Below are 20,797 nucleotides of genomic sequence, written 5' to 3'. Positions count from 1 at the left end.
CATTCTGCGGACGAAAAATGCCATTGCCGCCGTTGTAACCTCGATGTTGTTGCTGGCCGCTCTGAGCCTTCCGGCCAATGCAATTGAAATACAGGAAGTCGTTTCGCCAAAAGGCATCAAAGCCTGGCTGGTGGAAGATAATTCCGTGCCGCTTGTTTCGATGCGGTTTTCATTCAAGGGGGGGACATCGCAGGATCCGGGTGGCAAGGAAGGTCTTGCCAACCTGATGACAGGCCTCTTCGATGAAGGTGCTGGCGATCTTGATGCCGATAGCTTTCAGGAACGCATCGATAATCTCGGCGCGGAGATGAGCTTTTCGGCGTCACTTGATTCTGTTGCAGGCAGCATTCGGATGCTTTCTGAAAACCGCGATGCTGTCGCTGACCTTCTCGCTCTTGCTGTTAATAAGCCGCGCTTTGATCAGGATGCGATTGATCGCATTCGCCAGCAGGTTGTTGCCGGCCTTGAAGCGTCACAGCGCAATCCTTCAACGATCGCTTCGCGCAAATTTTCTGAAGTCCTCTATGGCAAGCATCCTTACGGTCGCCCTGATGATGGTACGGTCAAGTCGCTGCAATCGATTACCCGGGATGACCTTATCAATTTTCACCGCAAGAATTTTGCACGGGATCACCTGACAATTGGTGTTGTCGGCTCGATCACCCCGAAGGATCTGGGTGAAATGCTCGACAAGGTGTTTGGTGATCTGCCCGCAAATGCAGAGCTTGTGCCTGTGCCGGATGCGAAGCTCGCGCTTGGTACGACGACGAGCTTGAGCTTTGATATGCCGCAGACATCGATCAGCCTTGTCTATCCGGCTGTGCCGCGCAAGGACGACGAGTTTTTTGCCTCTTACCTGATGAACCATATTCTGGGTGGTGGTTTTACCTCGCGTCTTTATGCAGAAGTGCGTGAAAAGCGTGGGCTTGCCTATTCAGTATCCTCGTCCATGGCGCTGCGTGATCACGTCTCGGCTTTGACGATTTCGACGGCCACGCGCCCTGACAAGTCTCAGGAAGCACTCAAGATTATTCGCGAGCAGGTGGCGAAAATGGCCAATGAAGGCCCGACGGAGGCAGAACTTGCCGCTGCCAAGAGCTATCTTAAAGGCTCATATGCGGTGAATAATCTGGACTCGTCTGTGTCGATTGCTGACACGCTCGTTGGTCTTCAGGAAGCAGAGCTTGATCGGGATTATATTGATAAACGCGCCGAACTGATCGATGCGGTTACGCTTGATCAGGTAAAAGCTATTGCCAAAAAGCTTCTGGAAGCAGAACCTGCAATTTTGGTTTATGGGCCGGCACAGTCTTAAGTTGGTACAGTCCTAGAGCATTTCCAATGTTTCAATCAAAACAGGAAATGCTCTATCTGTTTGTTTTCACGCATTCTCCCATGCAGAACTGCCTCGCATCTTTGCTGGAAATGCTCTAACTGCAGAAAGAACAGCATGGATACCACCGTGCCATCAACGCCGCGTATCGCCGTCGCCTTTGGCGGCGGTGGCGCGCGTGGAATTACCCACATCCACATTATCGAAGTTCTTGACGAGCTTGGCATCAAGCCTGTGGCCATTGCCGGTTCGTCCATCGGCTCGATTGTCGGTGCTGGTATGGCCAATGGTATGAGCGGCAAGGAAATTCACGACTATATGGCAGCGATTTTCAATCGCCGTTCGGAGGTCGCGCGTCGTATGTGGCAGGCGCGCCCTGAACGCTGGGTCGAGCTGCTCAAGGGTGGTTTTCGCGTCAGCCAGTTTAACATTGAAAAAATACTCGACGTCTTTCTCCCTGCGGCGTTGCCGGAAAATGTCGAAGATCTGAAAATTCCGATGAGTATTACAGCATCGGATTTTCATGCGGCCACCGAAATCAACATTCAAAGCGGTGATTTGCGCTCGGCGATTGCTGCTTCCTGCGCCATTCCGCCAGTGTTCAGACCGGTGCGGCGCGATGGTCGAATTCTGGTGGATGGTGGATTGCTCAATCCTGTTCCGTTCGATTTGCTCTTCGATAAGGCTGATATTGTGATTGGCATCGATGTTGTCGGGGCGCCTGTGGGCCCAGACGATTATATGCCGACGACCATTGAAGCGGTGATGGGTGCCAACCAACTCACCATGTGCTCGATTATAGAAAACAAGTTCCGCAATCGTCCGCCGCACATCTTCCTGCGTCCGAATGTTGAGCGGATAGGTCTGCTCGATTTCCTGAAGTTCGAGCAGATATTGTCACAAAGCGCCGATATACGCGAAGAGTTGAAGCGCGCACTTGATACGGTGCTCAGTGGAAAGCCAGTGGCGGCGTCTGCATCTTAAATTATTCAGCTGCGAGCGAGTTCGCAGGCGCGCCCTCATCAATCTGTGCAACAACATCCATATCGCTGCCCGCCTTGTCGATGCGCTGGCCTTCGCGTGCAGGTTTGACAAGAGGTTCTGGCGTAACCGGCTTGTTGAACAGCAGATACCGGCCTGCCATGATTCCTTCAGATGCCTGCACATGGAGGCGGTCTTCGTCGCGCTGGCGTACATCTTCACGGATTTGATAGGCGATTGTTTCCGTTATTCCCAGACCTTCAAGGGTTCGTTGACCGAACAACAGACCAGACTCGAAGGTTTCGCGCAGTTCATATTCCACACCCTGCCCACGCAGTTGCAGCGTGTGTTCACGGTCATAGGAACGAACAAACAGGCGCACATCGGGATATTCCGACTGAATCATATTAACGATGCGGTTGGTGATTTCCTTCTTATGCGTGCAGACGGCGACGATTTTCGCTTTGCGAATCCCTGCCGCTTCCAGCACGTCCTTGCGGGTGCCATCGCCAAAATAAATACGGAAGCCGAATTTTCCAGCAGCACGCACGCGGTTGGGTGAATTGTCGATCACCGTCACATCGATGCCGCCTGCAAGCAGGATCTGCGCTGAGATCTGTCCGTAACGCGAAAAGCCGATCATCAGCACATCTGCCCCCGCACCTTCAAAGTTTTCTTCGATGACGTCTTCTGTCTTGTCTTTGATCAGCAGTTTTGTGCCTATGGCGACAGAAAGCGGTGTCAGTGCCATCGAAACAGTGACGGCGGCCACCAGTTCAGAACTGAGCGCGTTCGAAATGACGGCAGCCGCAGCCGCAGCCGAAAACAGCACGAAAGCGAATTCGCCGCCCTGTGGCAACAGGAATGCGATGCGTATCGCATCGTTGTGGTTTGAGCGGAAGATACGGCACAGAATATAGATAATGGCCGCTTTGACGATCATGAAGATCGGAACCGCGATCAGGATTGTCTGCCAATATTGCAGGATAACGGTGAGGTTAAGCGAAAGGCCGACGGCCACGAAGAACAACCCGAGGAATATTCCGCGAAAGGGTTCGATATCGGCTTCCAGCTCGTGGCGATAGGAGGATTCGGCCAGCAGAACGCCAGCAATGAAAGCACCCATCGCCATGGACAGCCCTGCGGCCTGCAACAGACTTGCCGATCCCAGCACAACGAAAAGGGCTGCTGCAATCATGACTTCGCGCGCGCCCGTATTGGCAATGATGCGGAACATCGGATTGATCAGATAGCGACCGGCAATCACCAGCGCTGCAATGGCTGCGATGGCCGTTATGAGATGAAAGCCAGCGCTTGCTTGTGAAGGTTCATTGGGAGAGAGTGCCGGGATAATCGCAAGGATCGGCACGATTGCGAGATCCTGAAACAACAGGATCGCAAAAGCGCGCTGGCCGTGCTTCTGGTTGGTCTCCGCTCTGTCTTCCAGCACCTGCATGGCGAAGGCTGTTGAAGACAATGCGAGGCCGAAGCCGATGATGATCGCAGCTTCTGTGTTCAGATCGGCGAGATAAACGCCAAGCGCTGCCAATGCCGAGCCAGTCAGGATCACCTGCGCGGCACCGAGGCCAAAAATGGCATGGCGCAATGCCCATAGCCGGGACGGTTTGAGTTCAAGCCCGATAATAAAGAGCAGGAACACGACGCCGAGTTCGGAAAAATGCAGAAAATCTTCACCGTCCGCGATGAGACGCGCTATCGGACCAATAACAATACCGGCGGCGAGATAACCCAGAACCGTGCCCAAGCCAAGTCGCTTGAACAAAGGCGCTGCGATGATCGCGCCACCCAGAATTACCAGGGCCTGTAAGTAGAGACTTCCGCCAGTTGCGACCATGTTATGCTCTTGGAATTTGAAGAATGTGGCGGCCTTGCCTTGAAGCCCCCGGATTTCGGCAATATAGAAGCAAGATATGGCTCTAATCAGTCTGATGTCGAACGATTTGACGATATTTTCGCAAACTCCCGTTACGGTTGGTTATATATCGTGGTTGCCAGTCTGGTTAAGTTAGGCCCCTGTGGACTTGGATAATGTAATGATTTCAAATAATTCTTCGGAAAAAATCGTCGATCGCGCAGCCCGTCTTGTTGAAGCTGCGAAGCGCGCAGGGGCTGATCATGCTGACGCAGTTGTGATCCGCGCGCGCTCGGTGAGCGTTTCTGTCCGACTTGGCAAGGTTGAGGGAACCGAATCGTCGGAGAGCGATGATTTTTCTCTGCGCGTATTTGTCGGCCGTCGTATCGCCAGTGTTTCGGCCAATGCTGGAAGTGATCCAATGCAATTGGCGGAGCGGGCGGTTGCCATGGCACGCGTTGCCCCGGAGGACCCATTCGAACAATTGGCCGATCCGGCACTGCTGGTAAAATCACCACGTGATCTTGATCTGTTTGACACGACTGAGATTAACACTGCCCGCCTTACAGAAGATGCGTTGGCAACCGAAGCGGCTGCACGCGCTGTTGCCGGTGTTACCAATTCAGGCGGTGCGGGGGCATCGCGCAGCATGGGCGGACTGGTACTCGTCACTTCATCCGGCTTCTCAGGGGAATATGCGGCAACGCGTTTTGGTCGTTCTGTGTCTGCAATTGCAGGTGAGGGCACGAAGATGGAGCGTGACTATGATTTTAGTTCGCGCCTTCATTTTGCTGATCTCGATACGCCTGAAAATATCGGCAAACGTGCTGGTGAGCGTGCTGTGCGCCGTCTGGGCGCAAGGCAGGCCAAAACCGGGCCCGTGACCGTTGTTTTTGATCCGCGTCTGGCACGTGGTATCGCGGGGCATCTTGCCAGCGCCATCAATGGCGCTTCGGTTGCGCGCAAGACAAGTTTTCTGCGCGATAGTCTCGGCAAGCAGATTTTAAAAGCGGGAATCAACGTCACCGACGACCCACTGCGTATTCGCGGGGCCTCATCGCGTCCATTTGATGGTGAGGGCATTGAGGGGCAGGCTCTGACCATGGTTGAAAACGGTGTGCTGAACCATTGGCTGTTATCCGGTTCGAGTGGGCGTGAACTGGGCCTTGTGGGCAATGGGCGTGGCGTGCGTTCAGGTTCACATATTTCGCCTGCCTCAACAAATTTTGCCATTGAGCCGGGTATCCAATCGCCGGAAGAGTTGATCCGCTCGGTCGGTACAGGGTTTTATGTGACGGAAGTGTTTGGTCAGGGCGTCGATATGATCACCGGTCAATATAGCCGTGGCGCGTCAGGCTTCTGGATTGAAAATGGCACTCTCGCCTATCCGGTCAGCGAAGTGACGATTGCATCCAATCTGAAGGACATGTTCCTCAACATGACTCCCGCCTCCGATATTGATCGGAATTTTGGTATGACCGCCCCAACTCTTGTAATTGAAGGCATGACCCTTGCCGGAAATTGAGAAACGAAGAGATATTCAGAACGAGCTGGAACTCCTGCGTAACGCAGCGCGGGAGGCTGGCCGCATCGCTATGCGCTATTTCGGCCAGTCGCCGGAAGTCTGGATGAAAGACGGCCAGTCTCCCGTCAGCGAAGCAGATTTTGCGGTTGATCGCTATCTCAAGGACGTGCTGCTCGAAGCGCGCCCCGATTATGGCTGGATTTCGGAAGAGACGACCGATGATCGCGCCGCTGCGGTGCGAAGCCGTGCCTTTGTGATTGATCCGATTGATGGAACGCGCGGTTACATCAACGGCCAGGCGCAGTGGTGTGTCAGTGTTGCCATTGTTGAAGACGGAAAGCCAATTGCCGGTGTGTTGCAATGCCCTGCACTCAATGAGGTGATTGAGGCTGGCAAGGGATTTGGCGCATCGCAGAATGGTATGCCTATTCAAACCCGGCTGCCGCCTGTTGATGAAAAAATTTCAATCGCTTCCGCCAGGAGAATGGTCGACGTTATGCCTGAAAGCTGGCGCGACAGGGCGGTTCTTCATCCCTATGTCCCGTCACTGGCCTATCGTATCGCGATGGTTGCACGTGGGGATATTGCTGGTACCTTCATTCGGCCCAATTCTCATGATTGGGACTTGGCTGCGGCAGACCTCATTTTGAGTGAGTCGGGTGGTGCGCTCTTGAACCATGATGCCCGACCGCTCATTTATGGTGGGCAGACGCTGCAACATGGCGCGCTGGTGGCGTCGAGTGGAAACCTTTTGCAGGAAATGTTGAGTGTTGTCGCGGACTGGCCATTGAGCTAATCATGCGGCGAACGGGTTTGTTTCAAGGAATGATCATATGAGTGCCGAAGGCGACAAAAAGCAGCTTCTTCATCTGGTGTTCGGCGGTGAGCTGACCAAGCTTGGAACGGTTCAGTTCCGCGATCTCGACAATCTCGATATTGTCGGAATCTACCCGGATTATGAAACTGCAAAGACTGCATGGAAGTCGAAGGCGCAGCAGACCGTGGATAATGCGCATATGCGTTATTTCATCGTCCATCTGCACCGCTTGCTGGACCCGGAAGGCGTGGACCTGAAGGCGGAATAAACGCTTTTGTCCACTCCGCATAAAGATCAGGTGGCCGAAACAGAGCGCGCATCGCAAGCCGATGCGCGCAGCCGCTCGGATGGCTTTGCCAAGCGCGTGTGGCGCCGCATTCGCGGCCCGCTGGCGCGCTCTGCATTTGTCAAATCTGCGCTGGTGCAGTTGATTTCCGGCTATCTGAAATTCGTGCACCTGACCAATCCGGCCCTTAAAGGGTCTGCGGATATAAAAGGTCTTTTGAGTGAACACAGTCCCTCCATCATAACCTTCTGGCATGGCCAGCACATTATGGCGCCTGTGGTGCGCCCGCACGATCTTCAAGTCGTGGCAATGTTTTCACGCAGTGCGGATGCGGAGCTTAATGCACGTATTGCCGAGACATTCGGCTTTATAACTGTGCGTGGCTCTGGTGGTCGTGGCGAAGGAAATTCGGCGAAAAAAGGTGGTGCGCGTGCACTTCTGACATTGAAAAATGCGCTGAAAAAGGGACAATCGGCATCGATGATTGCCGATATTGCTCATGGCAAGGCGCGAGAAGCAGGCGAGGGGATTATTTTGCTGGCCAAACTCTCCGGTCGGCCAATAATGCCTTTTGCATATGCTTTTTCGCGGAATCATGTTTTGCATAAGACATGGGATAAGACCACTATTCCGTTGCCATTTGGCCGCTCGATGATTGTTTGCGGAGAGCCGGTCTGGGTGGATGAAAATGCCGACGAGGCACAACTGGAAGAAAAGCGCATGGAATTGACGCGCCAGCTTAATGACGCGACGATCAAAGCCTATGCCGCATTGGAGGCAATGAAATGAGTGAACGTTGGGCACGAAACATGTTGTCGGCCTATCGTATGCTCGGCTCTGCCGCTTACCCATTCATCGGGACATATATTTCCTATCGTGCTTCGCGCGGCAAGGAAGAGCGTTTGCGGCGTGCAGAGCGCTACGGCAAGACCGCTATCCCCAGACCGCAGGGCCCCGTTATCTGGGCGCATGCAGCAAGTGTGGGTGAAACGGTTGCGATTGCTCCGCTGATTGAATGTATTGCCGCGGCGGGCATCCATATTGTAATGACGACTGGCACTGTGACATCTGCCAAACTTGTTGCGGATCTGCTTGGCAGTCAGGTGATTCATCAATATGCGCCGCTTGATCTGCAACCGGCGGTCAATAATTTTCTTGATCACTGGAAGCCGGATCTGGCGATTGGCTGTGAATCCGAAATATGGCCTGCGACCGTGCTCTCACTCAGCTCACGGCATATCCCACAGGTTCTGGTGAATGGTCGTCTTTCTGACCGCTCTTTTACAGCATGGCAGAAGCGCCCCGAACTGGCCGAAGCCTTGTTTGAAAATTTCGCGCATGTGATTGCGCAGTCCGAGCTTGACGGAGATCGTTTCCGCGCGCTGGGCGCACGGCCTGTCAGCGTTTCCGGCAATCTCAAGGTTGATACCGCGCCTGCTCCTGCTGATCCGCAGGCATTGGCTGCACTTCAGCACCAGATTGGTGGGCGCCGCACCTGGGCAGCTATATCGACACATGACGGCGAGGAAGAAATCGCTGCCGAAGTGCATCAGATGCTCAAAGTTCGCTATCCGCGTCTGGTGACGGTCATTGTACCGCGTCATCCCAACCGTGCTCCCGCCATTGAGGCAATGCTTGGCGAAAAGGGCTTGAAGGTCGCAGCGCGCAGCCGTGGCGATATGATTGCAGCCGATACAGATATTTTGCTTGGTGATACGATTGGCGAAATGGGGCTATATCTGCAACTGACGGATATTGCATTCATTGGCAATTCACTGACCAAGGAAGGCGGTCATAATCCGCTTGAACCAGCGATGATGGGCACAGCCGTACTGACCGGCAAGAATGTGCAGAATTTCCGCGATTCTTTCCAGCGTCTCATCAAAAATGGTGGTGCGCGTGTTGTGAAAGACCGCAATATGCTGGCTGGCGCTATCAATTTCCTGTTTAACAATCCGCAGCATTTGCAGACGATGATCAATGCCGGTTCGGATACCGTGAAAGACATGCGCGGCGCACTCAACCGCACATTAAATTCACTGGAGCCTTTTATCCAGCCGCTGGTGCTGCAAGCGCAGTTGCCGGGAAATCGCAATGATGCGATCTTTATCAACGGCGGCATCTGATCATGGTGAGCGAGGCACCGCCCTTCTGGTGGGGAAAGCCTGACTGGCGGGCATACGCACTTGCTCCGCTATCCTGGGGCTATGGCGCTGTTGCGGGCCGCAGGCTTCTCCATGCTGAACCTCCCAAAATCGCAGCGCCTGTGCTTTGCATCGGCAATTTCACAGTGGGTGGCGCAGGCAAAACCCCCACTGCGATTGCCTTTGCCAAGGCCGCAAAGGAGCGCGGCTTGCACCCCGGCATTGTTTCCCGCGGTTACGGCGGCAATTATACCGGGTTGCATATTGTCGCCCCCTCCAATGACAGTGCGCGTCATGTTGGCGATGAACCGCTTTTACTGGCGCGCCACGCGCCGGTTGCACTTTGCCCGGATCGGCTGAAATCGGCTTTGGAACTGATTGAGCGTGGCTGCGATTTTATCATCATGGATGATGGTTTTCAGAGCGCACGCCTTCATGCCGATTTTTCACTTCTGGTGGTCGATTCCACGCGTGGTATTGGCAATGGGCGGGTGATCCCGGCAGGGCCATTAAGGGCATCTTTGACGGACCAGATGCGCAAAACCGATGCGCTGCTGCGCATTGGCAAGGCGCGCGAGGCAGATTTCGTGGTGCGACAGGCATCGCGTGCCGGACGAGCTGTCTATGAAGCGCAATTGCTGCCATCCTCTTCATCAGACGTTGCAGGCAAACGCTGGCTGGCCTTTGCAGGCATTGGCAATCCTGCCAAGTTCTTTGCAAGTGTAGAGCAGGCAGGCGGTAGTGTGGAGGAAACGCGAAGCTTCCCGGACCATTACAGCTATCAGCCGGATGATATCCGCACGCTGGTTGAAACCGCGAAAAAGCTTGGCTTTGGACTGATCACCACTGCCAAGGACCATGTTCGCCTTGCCACCATGAGCAGCGTGCCGCACGCATTCATCAGTCAGTTGGCTGTGCTTGATGTCGATCTGCAATTTGAGTGCAAGGATGCGCTGCGCCAAATTCTCGATACGGCTGTTGAGCGGTTCAAAGCCCGCTCAATCGCCTGATTATCAAGCCTTTTTGCGGCTGCGCAATTCCGGATTGAGTTCGAGCTCACGCTCGTAAGAAATAAGCCCCGTCGCATAGGGCTCCTGCCGCGCCACGCTCCAGTATTTCAGCTCGTCGAGCGGGATATGCGCGCTAGACACCGCACAGACGACATAAGAACCGTGCTGCACAATTTCAAAATCGCCATCGAGATAGCGCAGAACGGCTTGAGAAGAGCGGGGTGATTCAAATCTGTTCATTGTGTAATTCCTTGATACGGAAATCTATCAAGTGCCAGCGTCATCGTCTAGAGCGTGCCGCGCTTAATCGTACCTAATAGGCTCGCTCGACCTTCTTGTTTTTACGCATGGCGTTCTCGGATCGTAGCGGGAATGGAAATCAGCCTGGTGGACTGATTTGCCCACAAAGGCGGTTTCCACTTTTGCGCGACATGCTTTAGCGCCTTCCGAACAATCGTTCAATGTCGGTGAGCTTTAGTTCGATATAGGTCGGACGTCCGTGATTGCAGGTGCCTGAACCGGGTGTTGCTTCCATATCGCGCAGCAGCGCATTCATTTCTTCGGGCTTCATGCGCCGCCCCGAACGCACCGAACCGTGGCAGGCCATTGTCGCGGCGACATGGTTGAGCATGGCTTTGAGGCCATCGGATGTATCATGTTCTGCAACTTCATCCGCGAGATCGCGGATGAGTTGCTGCACATTCATTTCGCCCAGCATGGCAGGCGTTTCGCGCACCGCTATCGCGCCGGGTCCGAACTGTTCGATACCAAGACCAAATCGTGCAAGCGTTTCGGAATGGGTTGCGAGCCGCTCCGCATCTTCTTCCGTGAGATCAACGATTTCAGGAATGAGCAGCATTTGTCCGGGTATGGGACGCGCATGCAGGGCATTTTTCAGTGCCTCATAGACAAGCCGTTCGTGGGCTGCGTGCTGGTCAACAATGACGAGGCTGTCTTCTGTTTGTGCGACGATGTAATTTTCATGGATTTGCGCGCGTGCAGCCCCCAGCGGCTTCTGCATCAGTTCTACAGGTGCCTGCGCGATTGTTGCGCGCGCATCGGCTGCCGGCTGCGAAAAAGTCTCAATAATCGCCTGTGTATCCTCGCGAAATGCGGGGATATGATCAAAATCAAGTGGCTTATGGGCAGGGTGTGCGGTTTGCGGCGACCACTCGGTGCGGGGGGCAGGAGGCGTTGTGCGCCAGTTCTGCGATGCGTAAGTGTTTGCTGCCGGGCGCTGCTGGAAGCCTTCGGCCCGAAATGCCTGCAACATGGCTTCCGCACCACTGGTTGCCGGTCGAATGCCCGATTGCGCGAGTGCCTGCTTGATTGCGCCAACGATGAGGCCGCGCACCAAACCAGGATCGCGGAAACGCACATCGGCTTTAGCGGGGTGCACGTTTACGTCCACCAGCGCCGGATCAAGCGTGAGAAAAAGCACTGCAACCGGATGCCGGTCACGTGCAATCACGTCGGAATAAGCACCGCGCAATGCGCCAAAAATCTGTTTGTCGCGCACCGGGCGGCCATTCACATAGGCAAACTGGTGTAGTGCATTGCCGCGGTTAAATGAGGGGATGCCAACAAAGCCAGCAAGTCGAACACCATCGCGCTCGGCGTCAATTGCAAGCGCATTCTCGGAAAATTCTTTGCCGAGAATCTGCCCGATACGTTCTAACGTTGCGTCTGCGCCGCTGCCCGTTGCTGGCAAGTCCAGTGGCGTGCGATCGGTGCCGGCGAGAGAAAAACGCACATGCGGAAAGGCGATGGCAATCCGCTTGACAATGTCGGTAATCGCGGTGGCTTCTGCACGGTCCGTCTTCATAAATTTGAGACGGGCAGGGGTTGCATAAAAAAGATCGCGCACTTCGGCAATGGTGCCACGATTAAGGGCGGCGGGACGCGGGCCTTCCAGACGTCCGCCGTTAACGGCAACTTCAAAGCCTGATTCCGCATCCTGTGGACGTGATTTCAGCGAGAGTTTTGAAACAGAGCCAATCGACGGCAATGCCTCGCCACGAAAGCCCAGTGCACGAATATCGTTCACATCATCGGAAAGTTTCGATGTGCAATGGCGCGAGACTGCCAGCGGCAGTTCATCGACGGCGATTCCTGAACCATTATCGGTGACGCGCAAAAGTGTCTTGCCGCCGCCCGCTGTTACAACCTCGATGCGGGTTGCCCCTGCATCGATGGCGTTTTCGACAAGTTCTTTGATTACGCTTGCGGGGCGTTCAATCACCTCGCCAGCAGCAATCTGGTTGATAATGGTTTCGCTTAAGTGCCGGATTGTCATGATGTGACTATAGCGGATTCGCTTTTGCGAAGAACCGCTAATTCGCCATCAGTCTGATCATGTCCGCCCATAAATATCGTCGAAGCGAACAATGTCGTCTTCACCGAGATATTCGCCGCTTTGCACTTCGATCAGAACCAGCGGCAGAATGCCGGGATTTTCCAGACGGTGTTTGAAACCGCATGGGATATAGGTGGACTGGTTGGTGGTCAGCAGGATTTCCCGTTCACCATTGACGACCTTGGCTGTACCGGAAACCACGATCCAGTGTTCGGAACGGTGGTGATGCGCCTGCAGGCTGAGGCGGCTGCCGGGCTTAACCTCAATACGCTTGATTTTAAAGCCGTCGCCTTCTTCAAGAACCGTATAGGTTCCCCATGGACGGTGGGCCGTGCGATGCAGCTTGGCTGCTTCATGGCCCTGTGCGCGCAACTTGTTGAACACTTTGCGAACGTCCTGTGCCTTGTCGCGATGGGCGACCAGAAGCGCATCCGGCGTATCGACGACGAGGAGATCGTGAACACCGACGAGGCTTACAAGCCGGGTTTCTGACAGGACAAAACTATCGGTCGTGTCTTCAAGCACAGTTTCACCGCGTAAGCGGTTGCCATTCGCATCTGGTGTAATCAGGTCTGCCATCGCCGCCCAGGACCCAATATCCGACCAGCCACAGGAAACCGGAACACAGGCAATATTGTCAGCCTTTTCCATGACGGCGTAGTCGATGGAAATTGCAGGCGTTGCTGCAAACGCATCGCGGGCGATTTCGAGCGTTTTGGTTTCGCCGTTCAGGCCATGGCGCGCGTGCTCAAGGGCTGCCTTTACACCCGCAAGCACATCGGGCGCATGGCTTTGCATGGCGTCGATCATCGTTGATGCCTTGAAGCAGAACATGCCGGAATTCCAATAGTACCGGCCGCTTTCGACGTAGCTTTGCGCGGTGGAGGCGTCCGGTTTTTCAACAAAGCGTAAAACATCGTCGCCATTGACTTCGATATAGCCAAAGCCTGTTTCCGGGTGATCGGGAACGATGCCGAAAGTGACGATGCGGCCCTTATCTGCAAGCTTGCGTGCTTTGAGAACGGCTTGGCCAAATGCAGCTTCATCTTCGATGAGATGATCCGCAGGCATAACGAGCAAAGTTGCGTCGGCACCATAGGTTGAAGCGGCTTGAAGAGCTGCGAGGGCAACAGCAGGAGCTGTATCGCGGCCAAGCGGCTCAAGCAGAAATGTGTTTTCGATTTTGCGTGCACCCGCATCCGCATAGGCATCAAGTGTCAGAAACAGGAAATCGCGGTTCGTAACCGTAAGGATCTGTTCGACATCATCAAGATGCGATGCGCGTGCATAGGTCTTTCCAATCAACGTGCCGCCATCGGGCAGTTCGATGAAAGGCTTTGGGTGGGCGTCGCGCGAAAGCGGCCAGAGTCTGGAACCAGAACCGCCACTGATGATAACCGGAATAAAGCTCATTTGCTGTTGGCATCCTTCGTTGCTTTACGGGCGATCTCAAGTCCCATGGTCAAAAGTTGTGCGGCCTGTTCTTCGGTCGCGGCTTCCACATAGCAGCGCAGTTCTGGCGCGTTGCCGGAGGCGCGATAGTGGATTGCGTTGCCGGATGCAAAAAACAGTTTCACACCGTCAATTGTTTCAAGGCGAATAACTGCGTCCGTTAATGGAAACAAGCGCAGGCGCGCTTCTTCTTGCGTAATGACCGAGAGAAAGGCAGCAGTCTTTTCTTGTGCGACGTTTTGCAAACGGTCGCTCAATGCGATGCGGAAGCCGTAGCTTTTCGCAATTTCGGAGAGCGGCTTTTGCGACTGTTTGATGGTACTCAGACATGCAAGGATAGGCAGCAGCGCATCGCGGGTTGGGAGGGCTGTTAATGGCTGGCCGTTTTTCTCAATGGTGCTGCCGAGCAGCACGCCGCCATTGGCTTCAAAACCGACAACGCGTTTTGCATTGTCGCTTAAAGCTTTCTGCATTCCGGCAATCACATAGGGTGAGCCGACGCGTGTGCGCAAAACGTGAGCGAACTTTCCGCATTCCTCAAGCGCTGTATTGGAGGTGACAGGCGTTACGATTGTGTCTGCGCCTGCCCATGCAGACGTGATCGCACCGACGAGATCGCCGCGCACAAAATGCCCTTGCTCATCGGCAATAAGCGGGCGGTCTGCATCGCCATCTGTTGAAACGATCGCGTCAAAACAAGTCTGAGTTGCCCATTGCGAAAGCAGCTCAATGTCTTCTGTACGCAGGGCTTCGGTGTCGACCGGCACAAAAATATCGGATCGACCAAGCGCAATTGTTTCAGCACCAAGAGCATCCAGTATTTTAATCAAAAGATCACGTGCCACAGAGGAATGCTGATAGACGCCGACTGTCAATCCCGCGAGACTGTCTACGCCAAACAGCTTGATGTAGCGCGCAGCATAGGCATCCATTGCCTGAGTGCTTACAGGCAGGTTCATCGCTTTTCTTGTGGCAAGATCAGCGGGCAGGGCAGCATAGGCAGCGCTGATTGCTGTCTCATCATTTTTGTCGATTTCGCCATCGGCGCGATAGAATTTCAAGCCGTTGCGGTCATCTGGGATATGACTTCCGGTAATCATGATGCAGGGTGCATTTTGTGCTATTGCGAAATAGCTCAATGCGGGGGTCGGTAACACGCCGCAGTCAACGGGCGTGAAGCCAGCGTCTTCAATTGCGCCCATGGCGAGGGCCGCAATATCGGGGCTTGATGGGCGTAAATCCTGACCGACAAAAACGCGCTCGCCCGCAGTCAGCTCCCCTCTGGATTTCAGCATCTGAACAAATGCCAGCGAATAAGCATAGGCAGGCAATCCGTTTAGTTCTGTTGCGAGACCTCTAAGGCCGCTTGTGCCGAATTTGAGGGAATTGCCTGTCATGCCTTGTCCGAGCCTGTTTTCCAGATAAAAATCAATCTACTGCTAATATAATGGCCTTATAGAGGCTGCCTTTTCTATCGCTTATATTGCTGACTGTTTCAATTGCTGGATGTTCATGTGGTTATTGAGAGCTTTCAATTTAAAATATGTCTTCCAAAAGGAGGAGCCGCTTTTGGGGGACATGCCTTTAAACATAGTCGCGATGCGCGGGCAGGTTGAGATCGGGTAGACTTTCTGCCTGCACAACTGCGCGGGCGACTGCATGTGCCATCACAGTTGCCGCAATCGCACCAATGGCCGTGACATCAGCTTCCACCCCTTCTGCCTTGCCTGTCGAGAGCGCAAAGATTGTATCGCCATCCCACATTGTGTGGATCGGATTGATCGAACGGGCAAACCCATCATGCGCCATGCCGGCGATTTTCTTGAGTTCTGCCTTGTTGAAGGGCGCATTGGTGGCAATCGCACCGATTGTCGTGTTGGCGCCACCCGATTTGACGACATTGCGGCCCTGCATGATCGCATCCATGATATTGCGGAAACCTTTGCCGTCTTCATTGCGTGCGCCAGCAAGAATCTGCTGCGAATTGGGTGCATAGACATCACCGACCGCATTGACGGCAACAATCGCCCCCACCACAACGTCGGTGCCGGGCACTTTATAGCTTGCGGTGCCTAAACCGCCCTTCATCGCATAGTCCATGCCAAACATTTTGCCGACGGATGCGCCTGCACCGGCGCCAATATTGCCTTCGGCGGAGGGTTCGCTTTTTGCTGCCTTGCAGGCGAGATAGCCAGCTTCTTCATCAGGACGTATGGAAAAATCGCCGACGCCTAAATCCATCAAAACCGCAGCCGGCACGATTGGAACCACGCCTTTGCTGATTGCAAATCCCAGTTTGTTTTCTTCGAGATAGCGCATGACCCCAGTTGCTGCATTCAGCCCGTAGGCGCTGCCGCCCGAAAGCATGACCGCTTGTACTTTCTGCACAAGGTTGATGGGGTCCAGAAGATCAGTCTCACGGGTGCCGGGTGCCGAGCCGCGGACATCGACGCCTGCCGTAGCCCCTTCTTCGCAAAGAAGAACTGTACAGCCGGTCGGGCGCTTTGTCAGCGTATGATGGCCCAGCTTTAGTCCCGGAACATCAGTGATGCTCCCCCCCATGAGTTCCAGCATGCTCTGTTCCCCTCGTTGTGCTGCTGCCGCTGAGCCGACAATGAAAGGCATTGTTCCAAACCCTGCAAGTCCTTTTGCAAACGCGCGCCTGTCCATAGGCTGTTCTCCCCCCATTTGATGATTACTCAGTTAATACACTCTTCTTCTGTGCCCGGCGCAGACGTAAGACATCTGCCACAAATATACGTGAAAGAGCGTGATAAAGTGGCTCGTGCGATATAAGTCTTGCTGTGCCGTAGCCCAGCATTGATGCACACATAAGCGGAATAACATTGTTATGATTGCCGGTCATCTCCAGAATAATCACAAAGGCTGTCATTGGTGCTTGCACGACACCTGCAAAATATCCTGCCATACCAAGAACGGCAGCGAGACTGATGCTGGTGCCAAGCAATAAGCCTATCGTGCTGCCAAGGCCTGCGCCGACCGACAGTGATGGGGCAAATATGCCGCCCGGAATGCCCGAAACCATTGAGAGAAGTCCGGCGATGAATTTCTCAAGGAAATAAAGTGGTGGCAAGGAAAGCCCTTCAATGGCGCTGCGAGCCTGATCATAGCCGGTGCCGAAAGTTGATCCTCCCGATGTAATACCAATCACGGCAATCAGCAGGCCGCAAATGCCCGCTATAATGACTGTGTCGCGCAGCGGTGCTTTTTGTACACGACGCCTGATACGGTTGGTCAGATTGAGCGCAAGAGCGCTGAATGTTGCGCCAAATGCACCCCCGATCACGCCGCACAGAATGACCAGAATCCAGTCTAAGCGGCTTACAACAGTTACGGTCGTAAGACCGAAATAGTTATAGTTTCCAACAAGGCCGAGCGAGGCAAGACCTGCAAGAATGACGGCGGACAGAACAAGCCCGTTCGTTCGTGCTGCATAGGCTCGCCCCATTTCCTCAATGGCAAAGACGATTCCTGCAAGCGGCGTATTGAAAGCCGCAGCAATGCCTGCCGCAGAGCCCGCAAGGATAAGTCCACGCGCGTGTTCCAAGCTGCCAATGCGTGCAGATAACAGCATGATCGACGCACCGATCTGCACAGTCGGACCTTCGCGTCCAATCGAAGCACCAGAAAACAACCCGACGATTGTGAGGAAGATTTTGCCGAAAGCGATTTTCATCGAGAGCAGCAAAGTTCGGTCTTTTGGGTCATTGAGGTGCCGCGCTGCAATTGCCTGCGGTATGCCGCTGCCGCCGGAGCCGGGAAAAAATTTCATTGAAATCCACGCGCATAGCATAAAGCCGAAGGGCGTGATCAACAGTGGCAACCAGGCCCGCCATGGGCTGGTTTGGCCATCGGTCAGACTCTTGAACCAACCCTGTGCAATGTCGGCGGCTTCCGCGAAGGCCACACTGAGAACACCAATTGCAATCGCGCCACACCAGAAAACGAGGCGGGGCTTCCACAATCGTGGAGACATCCACATTGCGCGTGAGCGACGAATGAGATGGATTCGTTGATATGCCTTACGCATTTTGCCCCCTTTGGGCGAAATTTAAAGAATATGGCGGCGGGTTTATCATGAAAATCGTTATCAGTAACTGAAACTTGTCCGCAAAAGACTTTCCAATCAGTCATAAGCATGTTACCAGCCGGTGCCAATTCAATACGCAACGAAGCGCAGTCGCTGCTCCCGGTTTCTTACCGGAGAGGCGGCTTTTCTCATTCGGTAAACCCGGTAAAGGAATTGGCAATGGCTAAAATCGTAGAATCTTCCACCGGAGCTCTTGCTCTCACATTCGACGATGTTCTTTTGCAGCCGGGCCATTCAGAGGTGATGCCGGGGCAGGTTGATCTGCGCACCCGTATTGCCAAAGATATTGAGCTTAATCTGCCGCTGCTTTCAGCTGCCATGGACACCGTCACAGAATCACGTCTCGCCATTGCTATGGCGCAGTCGGGCGGTATCGGCGTTATTCATCGTAACTTGACACCTGAACGTCAGGCCGAAGAAGTCCGCCAGGTCAAGAAGTTCGAATCCGGTATGGTCGTAAACCCTGTCACGATTGGGCCGGATGCAACGCTTGCCGACGCACAGGCGCTCATGAAAGCACACCGAATTTCGGGCATTCCCGTTGTAGAAAACGCTGGCAAGGGTCCGGGACGACTGGTCGGTATCCTGACAAATCGTGATGTGCGTTTTGCCTCTGATCCAGCGCAGAAGATTTATGAACTGATGACGCGCGAAAACCTGGTTACGGTGCGCGAAAACGTGCGCCAAGACGAAGCGAAGCGACTGTTACATGCGCATCGTATTGAAAAGCTGCTGGTCGTTGACGACAAGGGCCGCTGCGTTGGCCTGATAACCGTCAAAGACATGGAAAAGTCGCAACTTAACCCGAATGCCGCCAAGGATGCGCAAGGCCGTTTGCGCGCTGCTGCTGCCACAAGCGTTGGCGAAGACGGTTACGAGCGTGCTGAACGTCTGATCGATGCGGGTGTTGATCTTCTGGTTGTCGATACCGCTCACGGTCACTCACAGCGCGTTCTTGATGCCGTTGCGAAAATCAAAAAAGCCTATCCCAATGTTGCCATTCTGGCCGGCAATGTTGCAACGGCTGGCGGAACACAGGCGCTGATCGATGCCGGTGCGGATGCCGTCAAGGTCGGCATCGGGCCGGGTTCCATCTGCACCACGCGCATTGTCGCCGGTGTTGGTGTTCCGCAGCTTTCAGCCATCATGTCGGCAGTTGAAGCCGCGCACAAGCATAACATTCCGGTTATCGCTGATGGCGGTATCAAGTTCTCCGGCGATTTTGCCAAGGCGCTGGCCGCTGGTGCGGTTGCTGCCATGGCTGGCTCGCTGCTGGCGGGTACGGAAGAAAGCCCAGGCGAGGTCTATCTGCATCAGGGCCGCTCGTTCAAATCCTATCGTGGCATGGGCTCGGTTGGTGCGATGGCGCGCGGTTCGGCAGATCGCTATTTTCAGGCGGAAGTGCGTGATGAGCTGAAGCTTGTACCAGAAGGCATTGAAGGTCAGGTCGCTTATAAAGGACCGATTTCAGCTGTTCTGCATCAGCTTGCCGGTGGACTGCGTGCCTCCATGGGCTATGTCGGTGCCAAGACGCTGGAAGAGTTCCGCGACAAGGCAACCTTTGTTCGCATTTCCAATGCGGGTTTGCGTGAAAGCCATTCTCATGGCGTATCCATCACCCGTGAAAGCCCGAATTATCCGGGCGGTATGTAATATCATATCGGACGTGCATTTCATCAGGGCGGCCTCATTGAGGTCGCCTTTTATTTTGAGAGTGCCTTCATTTTATCGTCATCAATGAGAAGGCCGGATGCACTTTCGACAATGCAATCTGCAAGTGCGCGAAAGTCATCGAAGCGTCTGTTTTGCCTGCGCCAGAAAAGTGCGATTTCCCGTTTGGGCTGCTCCCCATCAAACGGAACGATGCGCATAGTGTTGCTGCGCGTTTCCGCATGAACAGCAATTTCCGGAATAAGCGTCAGGCCCATTCCATGGGCGACCATTTGTAAAAGTGTCGTCATGCTGGTTGCGCCATATTTTACCAGTTGCCGCTGGGATGGCCGAGAACAGATCGCCAGCGCCTGATCACGCATACAGTGGCCTTCTTCCAACAGCAGCAGGCGATCAAGCGCCGCATCATCCTGCGTCATGGTCGAAGACAATACCGTCTGGTCATTGCTTGACGTGGCGATCAGAAAACGATCATCAAAAAGTTTCTGATGCGTAAGCCGATCATCCACGATTGGCAAAGCTGCAATGACAGCGTCGGTCTCACCTGAATGAAGCTCCTCAAGAAGCGTTGCCGTTATGCTTTCGCGCAATTGCAGACGGAAAGACGGGTGCCGCTCGGCCAGCAGTGGGATGAGATGCGGGATAATATATGGAGCAACGGTTGGGATAATCCCCAGTCGCAACTGGGTTTGCAGCAGGCCTTTGCTCTGCGCAGAGATTTCCTCCATCGCGTGAAGCTCTTTGAGAATGGCCCGAATGCCGGGGAGCAACTCGCGGCCAAGCTTAGTCATAATGATTGTGCGATGAGAGCGCTCAAACAGCGAAGCGCCAGCCACCGCTTCCATTTCAGCAATCTGCGCTGAGAGGGCGGGTTGCGAAATATGGGCAAGCTCTGCGGCTTTACGAAAATGCAGCGTATTGGCGAGCGCATCGAAGTAGCGCATTTGGCGAACTGTAAACATGATAGGAAAAACTTATCAATAATAACAAAAAAAGCAATTGGAGATTATACTTAGAATTAGTCTAAACTGGGTTCATTATCCAGTAGGCATGATGCGGCGGGGCTGTCCAAGGTCAGAATCCAAGCTGAATGTAGGATCACAAACGATTTTTAGGAAGGAAATTCCCATGGCAGACCGTCCGATTATGACGACAAGTGCTGGTGCACCGATCCCGGATAACCAGAATTCCCTGACTGCGGGTGAGCGCGGCCCTGTTTTGTTGCAGGACTATCAGCT

Annotated in this window: 18 protein-coding genes; 10 read left to right on the top strand and 8 right to left on the bottom strand. The window is 54.1% G+C overall.

All coding sequences use genetic code 11. The annotated features are described in order from the left end of the window. The first annotated feature begins 43 nt into the window (after positions 1 to 43). A complete protein-coding gene (locus ABE527_RS15510; RefSeq protein WP_499694878.1) occupies positions 44 to 1,315 on the top strand; it encodes a M16 family metallopeptidase in 1,272 nt (423 codons plus the stop codon). 135 nt (positions 1,316 to 1,450) lie between these two features. Next, complete coding sequence (locus ABE527_RS15505) at positions 1,451 to 2,317, top strand: patatin-like phospholipase family protein (protein ID WP_265986126.1); 867 nt, start codon at positions 1,451 to 1,453, stop codon at positions 2,315 to 2,317. Position 2,318: 1 nt separating this feature from the next. Here ABE527_RS15505 and ABE527_RS15500 read toward each other — a convergent pair whose 3' ends face one another. Further along, a complete protein-coding gene (locus ABE527_RS15500; protein ID WP_265986127.1) occupies positions 2,319 to 4,169 on the bottom strand; it encodes a monovalent cation:proton antiporter-2 (CPA2) family protein in 1,851 nt (616 codons plus the stop codon). A gap of 199 nt (positions 4,170 to 4,368) precedes the next feature. Between ABE527_RS15500 and ABE527_RS15495 the strand changes: the two genes are divergently transcribed. The 6 genes from ABE527_RS15495 to lpxK are packed head-to-tail and all read left to right on the top strand — an operon-like array spanning position 4,369 to position 9,969. After that, positions 4,369 to 5,712: a TldD/PmbA family protein gene (locus ABE527_RS15495; RefSeq protein ID WP_396997187.1), complete on the top strand. Its 1,344-nt coding sequence runs from the start codon at positions 4,369 to 4,371 to the stop codon at positions 5,710 to 5,712. Continuing rightward, positions 5,699 to 6,508 (top strand): 3'(2'),5'-bisphosphate nucleotidase CysQ, encoded by an 810-nt coding sequence (locus ABE527_RS15490; protein WP_499697464.1) that lies wholly within the window; start codon positions 5,699 to 5,701, stop codon positions 6,506 to 6,508. Before ABE527_RS15495 ends, ABE527_RS15490 begins: the two co-directional genes overlap by 14 nt. A 37-nt stretch (positions 6,509 to 6,545) precedes the next feature. Beyond that, positions 6,546 to 6,797 carry a DUF4170 domain-containing protein gene (locus tag ABE527_RS15485; RefSeq protein ID WP_265986130.1) on the top strand — a complete coding sequence of 84 codons (252 nt, stop codon included), beginning with the start codon at positions 6,546 to 6,548 and terminating at the stop codon, positions 6,795 to 6,797. Positions 6,798 to 6,827: 30 nt separating this feature from the next. After that, the gene (locus ABE527_RS15480) at positions 6,828 to 7,604 is read left to right on the top strand and encodes a lysophospholipid acyltransferase family protein (RefSeq protein WP_265986153.1); all 777 of its coding nucleotides are present in this window, start codon (positions 6,828 to 6,830) and stop codon (positions 7,602 to 7,604) included. After that, positions 7,601 to 8,941: a lipid IV(A) 3-deoxy-D-manno-octulosonic acid transferase gene (gene waaA, locus ABE527_RS15475; protein WP_265986131.1), complete on the top strand. Its 1,341-nt coding sequence runs from the start codon at positions 7,601 to 7,603 to the stop codon at positions 8,939 to 8,941. The genes ABE527_RS15480 and waaA overlap by 4 nt, the downstream gene beginning before the upstream one ends. A 2-nt stretch (positions 8,942 to 8,943) precedes the next feature. Then, a complete protein-coding gene (lpxK, locus tag ABE527_RS15470; protein ID WP_499697463.1) occupies positions 8,944 to 9,969 on the top strand; it encodes a tetraacyldisaccharide 4'-kinase in 1,026 nt (341 codons plus the stop codon). Positions 9,970 to 9,972: 3 nt separating this feature from the next. On the opposite strand, the gene ABE527_RS15465 is transcribed toward lpxK, so the two are convergent. The 6 genes from ABE527_RS15465 to ABE527_RS15440 all read right to left on the bottom strand — a co-directional run bounded on the left by ABE527_RS15465 (position 9,973) and on the right by ABE527_RS15440 (position 17,828). Beyond that, positions 9,973 to 10,209, bottom strand: a complete 237-nt coding sequence (locus tag ABE527_RS15465; RefSeq protein ID WP_265986133.1) for a DUF2093 domain-containing protein — start codon at positions 10,207 to 10,209, stop codon at positions 9,973 to 9,975. 196 nt (positions 10,210 to 10,405) lie between these two features. Further along, entirely contained in the window at positions 10,406 to 12,265 is a 1,860-nt protein-coding gene (gene mutL / locus ABE527_RS15460) for a DNA mismatch repair endonuclease MutL (RefSeq protein ID WP_499694811.1), read from the bottom strand. A gap of 57 nt (positions 12,266 to 12,322) precedes the next feature. Continuing rightward, on the bottom strand, positions 12,323 to 13,738 hold the full coding sequence (locus ABE527_RS15455) for a mannose-1-phosphate guanylyltransferase/mannose-6-phosphate isomerase (protein ID WP_499694810.1): 1,416 nt from the start codon (positions 13,736 to 13,738) through the stop codon (positions 12,323 to 12,325). After that, positions 13,735 to 15,174 carry a phosphomannomutase gene (locus ABE527_RS15450; RefSeq protein ID WP_499697462.1) on the bottom strand — a complete coding sequence of 480 codons (1,440 nt, stop codon included), beginning with the start codon at positions 15,172 to 15,174 and terminating at the stop codon, positions 13,735 to 13,737. The genes ABE527_RS15455 and ABE527_RS15450 overlap by 4 nt, the downstream gene beginning before the upstream one ends. 187 nt (positions 15,175 to 15,361) lie before the next feature. Further along, a complete protein-coding gene (locus tag ABE527_RS15445; protein ID WP_396997180.1) occupies positions 15,362 to 16,447 on the bottom strand; it encodes a P1 family peptidase in 1,086 nt (361 codons plus the stop codon). 25 nt (positions 16,448 to 16,472) lie between these two features. Continuing rightward, positions 16,473 to 17,828: a chloride channel protein gene (locus tag ABE527_RS15440; RefSeq protein ID WP_499697461.1), complete on the bottom strand. Its 1,356-nt coding sequence runs from the start codon at positions 17,826 to 17,828 to the stop codon at positions 16,473 to 16,475. A gap of 219 nt (positions 17,829 to 18,047) precedes the next feature. Between ABE527_RS15440 and guaB the strand changes: the two genes are divergently transcribed. After that, the gene (gene guaB, locus ABE527_RS15435) at positions 18,048 to 19,541 is read left to right on the top strand and encodes an IMP dehydrogenase (protein ID WP_265986139.1); all 1,494 of its coding nucleotides are present in this window, start codon (positions 18,048 to 18,050) and stop codon (positions 19,539 to 19,541) included. Positions 19,542 to 19,591: 50 nt separating this feature from the next. On the opposite strand, the gene ABE527_RS15430 is transcribed toward guaB, so the two are convergent. After that, positions 19,592 to 20,521, bottom strand: a complete 930-nt coding sequence (locus tag ABE527_RS15430; RefSeq protein WP_265986140.1) for a hydrogen peroxide-inducible genes activator — start codon at positions 20,519 to 20,521, stop codon at positions 19,592 to 19,594. A gap of 166 nt (positions 20,522 to 20,687) precedes the next feature. Between ABE527_RS15430 and ABE527_RS15425 the strand changes: the two genes are divergently transcribed. After that, positions 20,688 to 20,797, top strand: a 110-nt coding sequence (locus ABE527_RS15425) for a catalase (protein ID WP_499694877.1), incomplete at its 3' end; no start/stop codon positions are given.

Origin of the sequence: Brucella sp. TWI432, from assembly GCF_039674445.1 — a bacterium.
Taxonomy (GTDB): domain Bacteria; phylum Pseudomonadota; class Alphaproteobacteria; order Rhizobiales; family Rhizobiaceae; genus Brucella; species Brucella chromiisoli.
Note: the sequence above shows the minus strand (reverse complement) of the source record. Positions and strands in the feature narration are given on the sequence as shown.